A 9,223-nucleotide genomic window follows, 5' to 3' on the forward strand; every position below is an offset into this window, starting at 1 on the left:
GTGGCACGGGGATCGGAACGAAATGTGAGTGTGGATCGCGCATGGCTGCCAGATTATCGGGTGGTTTTGCTCAGCGATGATAGGGGTGGCCGGCAAGCAGCGTCCAGCCGCGATACAGCTGTTCGGCGAGCAATACCCGTACCAGCGGGTGCGGCAGCGTCAACGCCGACAGCGACCAGCGCTCGTCGGCGTCGGCGGACAACCTGGCACACAAGCCATCCGGACCTCCCACCAGCAGCGCCAGATCCTGCCCCAGATCCCGCAATTCGCCGAGACGTTGTGACAGCATCGGCGTGTCCACCGCTTTGCCGGTGACCTCCAGGGCCACCACGCGGGCGCCGGGCAGTTTCTCCAGCCGCTTGCGGATGGCCTCACCCTCGGCTCGCACCAGAGCGGCGACGTCGCCCTTGGCCCGTTTGGGCAGCGGGATTTCCTCCAGCAGCAGGCGCATGTCCGGGGGCAGCCGCTTCTGGTACTCCTGGAAGCCCTGCTCGACCCAGGCCGGCATGCGAGTGCCGACGGCAAACAGATGGATGCGCATAGACTCTCCTGCGGCGCCCCCCTGACCCTGCCCTGAATGATGCCGGCTCAGGCAAATGGGACTGCGAAACGGCTCGAGGGTTCAGCCCGGATCCTTGTTGGCCGGCGTGCCGGTCCGCTCGGGATGATGATCCGGATTGCGCCACAGACGTTCCAGGTCATAGAACTCGCGAGTGGCGGGCAACATCAGGTGGACAATGACGTCACCGAGATCCACCAGGATCCACTCGGCGCCTTTTTCGCCTTCGGTGCCCAGCGGGCGATAACCGGCCTGTTTGGCCCGTTCCACCACGTTGTCCGCCAGTGCTTTGACGTGACGGTTGGAGGTGCCGCTGGCGATGACCATGTCGTCCGCCACACTGGTGAGCTCGCGAACATCCAGGTGAGTGACGTTCCGTGCTTTCAGCTCTTCGAGAGCGTCGAGTACCAGATCCAGCAGAGAGGTGTCAGAACTCATGGGGCCTCGTTGTTTCCATTGTATTGGCGTCGGTATAGGTATTGGCGTCGATGTTGGCAGTGACGTCGGTGTCGGGTTCTATGGTTCCGGGCGCCGCCGGGGCAGCCGATGTCCGCACATTATACAAACCATGGCGGCGGATATGCGCTTCCACCACCGGGGTCAGGGCACGGCATTGCCCCCGGTGCTCCAGCGCCTCGCGGATGGCGGTGGCGGAAATGTCCATATGCGGATGCGTCAGCATCAGCCGGCGCCCGGCCGGAAGGGCCTGCAGCAGGCGTGGCCGGCCGCGCGGAAAGGCCTTTTCCACCGACGGCAGTGGTGCCGGCGCGCCGGGGCGGGGCACCACCGCCAAATGGCACAGGGCGGCGAAGCGGCGCCAGCCATGCCATTGATGCAGGCTGGCGAAGCTGTCGGCGCCGATCATGAACACCAATGGCCGCCGCCGGCCAATAAGACGGCGAAAGTGTTGCAACGTCAGATGAGTATAGGACGGGCCGGCCTGGCGTAACTCCCAATCATCCGCCTGCAGGGCCGGATGTCCGGCACAGGCCAGGCGCACCATGGCCAGGCGCTCGCTGGCGTCCGCCAGGGGCTGGGGCCGGTGTGGAGGCACTGCATTGGGGAGCAAGCGCACCGGCGCGTTACCGAGCACCTGGGACACGGCCAGGGCGGCGCGCACATGAGCGCCGTGAACCGGATCGAAGGTGCCACCGAAAAGAATCAGCGGCTTTACGCCGCTGATTTCGGATGTCGGACGTCGCACGTCGGACGTTTTAAACATGAAGTCTTCCGGCAAGCGGGGGAAGCGAATGTCCGTTGGCGGAAATTCGATTCATTTTTGGCGGCAAACCCGGCATCGCGAAGGCGACCTTACTGACGCACATGCCCGTCGCCCAGCACCACCCATTTTTGACTGGTCAGCCCTTCCAGACCCACCGGGCCCCGGGCATGGAGCTTATCGGTGGAAATGCCGATCTCCGCGCCAAGACCGTATTCGAAGCCGTCGGCGAAGCGGGTGGAAGCGTTGACCATCACCGAGCTGGAATCCACTTCGGCGAGAAAGCGCCGTGCCCGGGTGTAGTTCTCGGTGATGATCGCCTCGCTGTGTTGGGAACTGTAGCGATGGATATGATCCATGGCCTGATCCAGATCATCGACGATGCGAATGGCCAGAATCGGTGCCAGATACTCTTCTTCCCAGTCACTTTCAGTGGCGGCGTTGATGTCCTTCAGCAGCGCCCGGGTGCGTTCGCAGCCACGCAACTCCACACCCTCTTCCCGGTACATCCGGGCCAGCTCCGGCAGCACGGTGGCGGCGATATCCCGATGCACCAGCAGCGTTTCCATGGTGTTGCAGGTGCCATAGCGCTGGGTCTTGGCGTTGTAGGCGACCTTGATCGCCTTGTCGGCATCGGCGTCCACATCGATGTAGGTGTGGCAGTTGCCGTCCAGATGCTTGATCACCGGCACCCGGGCTTCCCGGCTGATGCGCTCGATCAGGCCCTTGCCGCCACGGGGGACGATCACGTCCACATACTCGGGATGGGTGATCAACTCGCCCACCGCGGCGCGGTCGGTGGTTTCCAGCACCTGTACCGCGGTTTCCGGCAGGCCGGCGGCGGCCAGACCCTGGCGCAGGCAGGCGGCGATGGCCTGATTGGAATCAATGGCTTCGGAGCCGCCACGCAGAATCGCCGCGTTGCCGGATTTCAGACACAGCGCCGCCGCGTCGATAGTGACGTTGGGACGGGATTCATAAATGATGCCGATCACGCCCAGGGGCACGCGCATGCGGCCCACCTGGATGCCGGAGGGGCGATAGTTCAGATCGGTGATTTCCCCCACCGGATCGGCCAGCGCGATGACCTGCTCGAGCCCTTCCACCATGCCCTCGAAGCGCGCCGGGGTCAGTTCCAGGCGATCCAGCAAGGCCGCGTCCAGGCCATTGTCGCGGCCCCGTGCCAGGTCGCCCTGGTTGGCGGCGAGAATGGTGTCACGGTGCTCGCGCAACGCTCCGGCGATGGCCATCAGGGCGTTGTTCTTGTCACCGGCGCTGGCCCGGGCCATGGCCCGGGCGGCGTCGCGGGCGTGCTCGCCCACGTTGGCCATGTACTGCTGGATATCCATGTGTTCTGTCATGCCGTGTCGATCGGAAGCCCCATAGTATAGGTGCAGGACGACAGCGGCGAAACCGGCGCCGTCACGCCGGCCCGGTACGGGCTTCCAGGACCCGTACCATCGGGGCGCGACGGGTGCGCGGAATGGGCAGCCGCTGGTAGTAATCCGCCGGGTCGTGAATATCGAGATCCTGGAAGCCGAGGGCGCGAAAATGGGCCCGGCTTTCCTCTTCGGAATCGAAATGGAAGCTGACCTGACTGCGGGACAGGACACCGAGCAGACCCCCCAGGGTTTTCAGGGTCCGCTGGAAACGGCGGTTGGCGTAGAGCGGATAGTTGTCGGTGAGATAACGGCCATCGGGAAAGCCGGCCAGTGACGCCGCCAGCCGCTGCCAGAACGGGCTGATCGAGGTGAGCGAGAAATAATTGATCAGGCCTTCGGTGACCACCGCCACCGGCTTGTCCGGGGCGAAGCGGGCCAGCAGGGCGGGCACGCTGTCCTCGCCCTGCTCCAGCAGAATGTTCACCGTTTCCACCCGGTGCCGGTCACCAAGCGCCCCCAGCCGTGCCAGCAGCCGCCGTTTGCGCCGGGCCATGTCCGGTAGATCCGCCTCCACATAGGTGATGCCGGAGTGCTGCTGACGAAAGCGATAGCCGCGCGGGCTCAGACCACAGGCGATTTCCAGGATCTGCAAGTCCGGATAGCGTTGGATCAGTGACTGCAGGCGGGCGTCGATGAGGTAATGGCGTTGCAATAGGAAAGTACGGATGTTGCCGCCCAGAAGCTGTTTGCCCGCCGCCTCGAAGGGGGTCATCGCATGGTATAGCAAGGCCCCGGCGCGGGTCTGGAAATCCGCCGAGGAAAGCCCGTTTCGAACCCACACCTGGCCGGTATAAAGAGCGGTAAAGCTGATCGAAGAGGTGTCCAGACGCTGCGGCATGGTTCTTTCCTGGCGACAATGGAAATAGCGTGAACAGACCCTAGCAGAGTGGCGGATTCCGAGCGGGCCAATCCGGGCCTGACCCGGGATCGCTTTCAACGGAGCCCTGTGGTTGTAGAGGGAACAGAGGGTGATGCCGGATCAAGGCCGACATGACGCTTTTCGGCTTTGGCTTTGGTTATGGCGTGTCGGCGTGTTGCGTGTAAGCGTGCCAGCGGTCGACCTTACCTTTCCAGAATTGGCGGCAGGGGTTGGCCGGTGAGACGCAGCACCAGGCTGCTGAGGTGTTTCCAGGGATCGCCGGGGGCCATGCCCTTGACGGTGCGGTCGGCGCGGATCGCCAGGGCCTGGGCCTGATGCAACTGGCGCGGCCGCAGGCGCGAAGCCTGGGTCTCCATGGCGCGCATGCGGGCGGGGGGCATGCGTGGCGGGTTGCCGCCGGTGAGCAGGGCGTCCAGGCCACGCAGATGGCGGCTCAGGGCCCACAGAATTACTGGCGGTTCCACGCCCTCGGCCCGCAGTGTCCGCAGGACCCGCAGGGCGCGGGCGGGATCGCCCTGGGCGGTGGCGTCGGTGAGATCGAAAGGCGTGTAGCGGCTGGAATCGCCCACCGACTGTTGCACGGTTTCCGGGGTGACGTGGCCGTTCTCGGCCAGCAGGGCGAGTTTGTCCACCTCCTGGGCGGCGGCCAGCAGATTGCCTTCGCTGCGCTGGATCAGCAGTTCCAGGGCGTCTTCGTCCGCGTTGAGGCCGCGGCTGGCCAGACGGTCTCTTAACCAGGGGTAAAGCTGGCGCCCTTCCACCGGCCAGATCTCAATGACCGCGCCGCAGCCGTCCAGCGCCTTGATCCAGGCGCTGCCCCAGTCCTTGCGGCGGTCCAGCCGTGAACAGCGGATCAGCAGCAGGGTATCGGGGGAAGGGGTGGCCATCAGGTCCCGCAGAATCTGGCTGCCGGCTTTGTCCGGGCGCTTGTCGTTGAGCACCACCTCGAGGATCCGGCGTCCGCCAAACAGGCTCAGGCTTTGCGCCTCGTTGAGCAGCGCATTCCAGTCGATGCCGGTGTCGGCGCTGAAGCGTTGCCGCTCCTCGAAGCCGCGCTGGCGGGCCGCGGAGCGCAAGGCATCAAGGGTTTCGTCCTGTTGCAGGGGTTCGTCGCCGGCCACCAGGTAGACCGGCAGCAGCTCTTCGTCCTTGAGGTGTTTGCCCAGTTGGTCCGCGCGCAGCCGCATGGCGGTCAGTTCCGTTGTACTTTGCGGGAAGCGTCCGCCAGCTGGTTGATCAGGCGGTAGACGATGTCGTCGTACAGGTCCTGGCGGATCATTTCTTCCTCATCGGAAGAGGCGGTGATGTTGTCCGGGTAGTAAGCCAGGTTACGCAGTGCCCTGATGTGGCGGGGCGGGTTGAGCGGCGCCTGGGTGTCGCGGTCGATCAACTGCCACACCAGCTCGTAATGCAGTTCCAGTTCAGCGATCCGCCCGCGCTCGTCCACCGCCGCCGTGCGCCGGTCCCAACGCTCGTCGATGACCTTGATCACGTAGGGTGACTCGTTGTGCAGCAGCACGCCCAGCGGCGTCAGTTCCCGTTCCAGGGTGTAGCGCAACTGAGCCGCTCCGCCGGCCAGGGTCACGCTTTCGAACTGCGGCGTGTGGGTCTGGCCGCGTAGCTGCCAGCCGCTGCACGCCGTCAGCAGAAGTGTGGCGAGAACAAGCAACAGTGTGCGATGCGGGACGAGCGTCATGAACATCTCCGTGAGCCGCCGGTCTTGAGTTGGCGACAAAGTCAGTTGGCAACCATTAATTGGCAACAATATTAACCAGTTTGCCGGGCACCACGATGACCTTGCGCACGGTCTTGCCGTCGATGAACTTGCGCACGTTCTCTTCGGCCATGGCCAGCGTTTCCAGGGCAGCGTTGTCGGCGTCCGCCGGTGCTTCCAGTTTGGCGCGCACCTTGCCATTTACCTGCACCACCAACTCCACACTGTCCTTGACCAGAGCGCTTTCGTCCACTTCGGGCCAGGCGGCGTCGATCACCGCGTCATCATGGCCCAGTGCCCGCCACAGCTGATGGGAGGCATGGGGGATAATCGGTGACAGCAACAGCACCGCGGCTTCCAGCGCCTCCTGACGGACCGCGCCGGCCTGCGGGTCATCGGCGGCAAGACGGCCGGTGTCGTTGATCAGTTCCATCACCGCGGCGATGGCGGTATTGAAGGTGTAACGGCGGCTGAAGTCGTCACTGACCTTCTGAATGGTCTCATGGGTCTTGCGGCGCACGGCCTTGGCCGCGGCGCTCAGAGCACTCGGATTCAGTGCCGGCGCGGCGCCGCCTTCGACATGCTCGGCAACCATCCGCCACAACCGCTTGATAAAGCGGTGCGCGCCTTCAACGCCGGCGTCGTTCCATTCCAGGGACTGCTCCGGCGGTGCCGCGAACATCATGAACAGCCGCACGGTGTCGGCGCCGTACTGCTCGATCATCTGCTGCGGGTCCACGGTGTTGCCCTTGGACTTGGACATCTTGGCGCCGTCCTTGAGCACCATGCCCTGGCACAACAGCCGCTTGAACGGCTCATCACTGTCGAGCAGGCCGGCGTCACGCATCAGCTTGTGGAAGAAGCGTGAGTACAGCAGGTGCAGAATAGCGTGTTCGATACCACCCACGTACTGATCCACCGGCAGCCAGTAATTGGCGGCGGCCGGGTCCAGCATGGCCTGGTCGTTCTGCGGGCAGCAGTAACGGGCGTAATACCAACTGGACTCCATGAAGGTGTCGAAGGTGTCGGTCTCACGCAGGGCAGGATGACCGTTCCAGGTGGTTTTGGCCCATTCGGGGTCCGCTTTGATGGGGCTCTTTACGCCATCCATTTCCACGTCGGTGGGCAGTTCCACCGGCAGTTGGTCTTCCGGGGCGGGGTGCAGCTCGCCGTCTTCGGTTTCCACCATTGGGATGGGGGCGCCCCAATAACGCTGACGGGACACGCCCCAGTCGCGCAGACGGTAGTTTACTTTTTTCTCGCCCAGGTTGCGTTCGTTCAGCCAGGCGGCAATAGCGTCGAAGGCCTCGGCGGAGGTCTTGCCGCTGAACTCGGCGGAGTTCACCAGCCTGCCTTTTCCGGTGAAGGCTTCCTTTTCCAGATCAATCGCTTCACCGTTTGCCGGTTCGATCACCTGCTTGATGGGCAGATCGTACTTGCGGGCAAATTCGAAATCGCGCTGATCGTGGGCGGGCACGGCCATGACGGCGCCGGTGCCGTAGCTCATCAGAACGAAGTTGGCGATCCACACGGGCACTTGCTCACCACTGATCGGATGAGTGGCGTGGAGGCCGGTAAAGATGCCTTTCTTTTCCATGGTGGCCATGTCGGCTTCGGCCACTTTGTTGTGCAGGCACTCTTCCACGAAGTCGGCCACTTCATGGTTGGCGGCCGCCGCCTTTTTCGCCAGCGGGTGGGCCGCGGCCACGGCCACGTAGCTGACGCCCATCAGGGTGTCCGGGCGGGTGGTGTAGACGCGCAGCGGCGCTTCACCGTCGATGGCGAAGGCCATTTCCACCCCTTCGGAGCGGCCAATCCAGTTGCGCTGCATGGTCTTGACCTGCTCCGGCCAGCCGTCGAGCTGGTCCAGATCATTGAGCAGTTCGTCGGCGTAATCGGTGATCTTGATGAACCACTGGGGAATCTCTTTCTGTTCCACCAGGGCGCCGGAGCGCCAGCCCCGGCCATCGATGACCTGCTCGTTGGCCAGTACGGTCTGGTCTTCCGGGTCCCAGTTCACCGTGGACATCTTGCGGTACACCAGACCCTTCTCATAAAGCTTGGTGAAGAACCACTGCTCCCAGCGATAGTACTCCGGGGTGCAGGTGGCCAGTTCCCGGTCCCAGTCGTAGCCGAAACCCAGACGCTTGAGCTGACCCTTCATGTAGTCGATGTTCTCGAAGGTCCACTTGGCCGGGGCCACCTTGTTCTTGATGGCGGCGTTCTCGGCGGGCAGACCAAATGCGTCCCAGCCCATCGGCTGCATCACGTTCTTGCCCTGCATGCGCTGATACCGGCTGATCACGTCGCCGATGGTGTAGTTGCGCACATGGCCCATGTGTAGTCGACCGGAGGGATAGGGGAACATGCTCAGGCAATAGAATTTTTCCTTGCCCGGCTGCTCGGTGACTTTGAAGGTCTCCTGATTTTCCCAGTATTCCTGGGCTTCCCGTTCTACCTGGTCGGGGCGATACTGTGCGTCCATCGGTTCTCTTAGTGCTTGGTTAGTGTTTGGTCAGTCGGTGTCTGTCAGTGTGTCGTCGCGTAAGTCGTGTCACATGGCTGACGAACGGTGTACGGGTCGGGCACATAACATAAAAGGAAACATAGGATACATGAGCGGGGCGCGGGCAGACAGCGAATGGACGAGGTAATGATTCTGGGCATGGTGGCGCTGGTGATGGCCGGTGCCACCCTGCCGGCGGTGGTCGCCCGGTTCTACCCGCCGGTGCCGCCGCGGCGTGGCTCGTCGCCGCCGCGGGCGGTGGTGGTGCTGGGGGCAGGCCGGCGCCGTGAGGGTGATGGTTACCGTCTCAACACGCTTGGCCTGAAGCGGTTGCGGGTGGCGCTGGAACTGGCCCGCGAGCGGCAATTGCCGTTATTGCTTTGCGGTGGCGCCCCCGGCGCCGAGCCGCTGCTTGCGGAGCAATCCGAGGCCGCGCTGATGGCCGAGGTGGTGCGCCGGGCCTGGCCGGATGCGCCCCTGATGCTGGAAGCGGAGAGCCGCAATACCTGGGAAAACGCGGTGATGGCGGCCCGGGTTCTGCGTCTTCGCGGTATCGAGAGTCTGGTGCTGGTCACTGACCAGGCCCATCTGTGCCGGGCCACGCTTTGTTTTCAAGCCCAGCGCCTTGAGGTGACACCCCATGCGGTGATTTCCCTGCCACGCCGCCCCTGGATGCCCTCCGCCGGGGCATTGTCACAGATGCCGTTGATCTGGCGCGAATGGCTGGCGCTGATCTGGTATCACTGCAAATACCCGTTGTGATGATCGCGGTAAAAACAGCTTCCCTCAGACCGTACTTCGTAGCCGTTGTAATCGGATGGACTCGCCCTCGCCGAGGCGTCTAGGCGCCACGGTGGCATTCTAAACATGTCAACGACAGCGAGGGCGAGCCCATGAAACAGC

The 9,223-nt window shown here is 63.7% G+C and carries 9 protein-coding genes; 1 reads left to right on the top strand and 8 read right to left on the bottom strand.

Annotated features, from left to right (window positions below):
* Positions 1-70: 70 nt before the first annotated feature.
* The 8 genes from rlmH to leuS all read right to left on the bottom strand — a co-directional run bounded on the left by rlmH (position 71) and on the right by leuS (position 8,299).
* Positions 71-541, bottom strand: a complete 471-nt coding sequence (gene rlmH, locus CRO06_RS10780) for a 23S rRNA (pseudouridine(1915)-N(3))-methyltransferase RlmH (RefSeq protein WP_026949566.1) — start codon at positions 539-541, stop codon at positions 71-73.
* A gap of 81 nt (positions 542-622) precedes the next feature.
* Positions 623-997: a ribosome silencing factor gene (gene rsfS, locus CRO06_RS10785; RefSeq protein ID WP_022996036.1), complete on the bottom strand. Its 375-nt coding sequence runs from the start codon at positions 995-997 to the stop codon at positions 623-625.
* Positions 987-1,781: a nicotinate-nucleotide adenylyltransferase gene (gene nadD, locus CRO06_RS10790; protein WP_080530566.1), complete on the bottom strand. Its 795-nt coding sequence runs from the start codon at positions 1,779-1,781 to the stop codon at positions 987-989. The genes rsfS and nadD overlap by 11 nt, the downstream gene beginning before the upstream one ends.
* An 89-nt stretch (positions 1,782-1,870) precedes the next feature.
* Positions 1,871-3,127: a glutamate-5-semialdehyde dehydrogenase gene (locus tag CRO06_RS10795; RefSeq protein WP_022996038.1), complete on the bottom strand. Its 1,257-nt coding sequence runs from the start codon at positions 3,125-3,127 to the stop codon at positions 1,871-1,873.
* A gap of 73 nt (positions 3,128-3,200) precedes the next feature.
* On the bottom strand, positions 3,201-4,058 hold the full coding sequence (locus CRO06_RS10800) for a class I SAM-dependent methyltransferase (protein ID WP_097058418.1): 858 nt from the start codon (positions 4,056-4,058) through the stop codon (positions 3,201-3,203).
* A gap of 224 nt (positions 4,059-4,282) precedes the next feature.
* A complete protein-coding gene (holA, locus tag CRO06_RS10805) occupies positions 4,283-5,287 on the bottom strand; it encodes a DNA polymerase III subunit delta (protein ID WP_097058419.1) in 1,005 nt (334 codons plus the stop codon).
* Between the two features lie 5 nt (positions 5,288-5,292).
* A complete protein-coding gene (locus CRO06_RS10810) occupies positions 5,293-5,796 on the bottom strand; it encodes an LPS-assembly lipoprotein LptE (RefSeq protein ID WP_022996041.1) in 504 nt (167 codons plus the stop codon).
* Positions 5,797-5,851: 55 nt separating this feature from the next.
* Positions 5,852-8,299 (bottom strand): leucine--tRNA ligase, encoded by a 2,448-nt coding sequence (gene leuS / locus CRO06_RS10815; RefSeq protein ID WP_097058420.1) that lies wholly within the window; start codon positions 8,297-8,299, stop codon positions 5,852-5,854.
* Between the two features lie 156 nt (positions 8,300-8,455).
* Here leuS and CRO06_RS10820 point away from each other — a divergent pair, with 156 nt between their 5' ends.
* The gene (locus CRO06_RS10820) at positions 8,456-9,082 is read left to right on the top strand and encodes a YdcF family protein (protein WP_022996043.1); all 627 of its coding nucleotides are present in this window, start codon (positions 8,456-8,458) and stop codon (positions 9,080-9,082) included.
* Positions 9,083-9,223: the final 141 nt, after the last annotated feature.

The sequence above is a fragment of the Alloalcanivorax xenomutans genome (assembly GCF_900217905.1).
In the GTDB taxonomy this organism is placed as follows: domain Bacteria; phylum Pseudomonadota; class Gammaproteobacteria; order Pseudomonadales; family Alcanivoracaceae; genus Alloalcanivorax; species Alloalcanivorax xenomutans.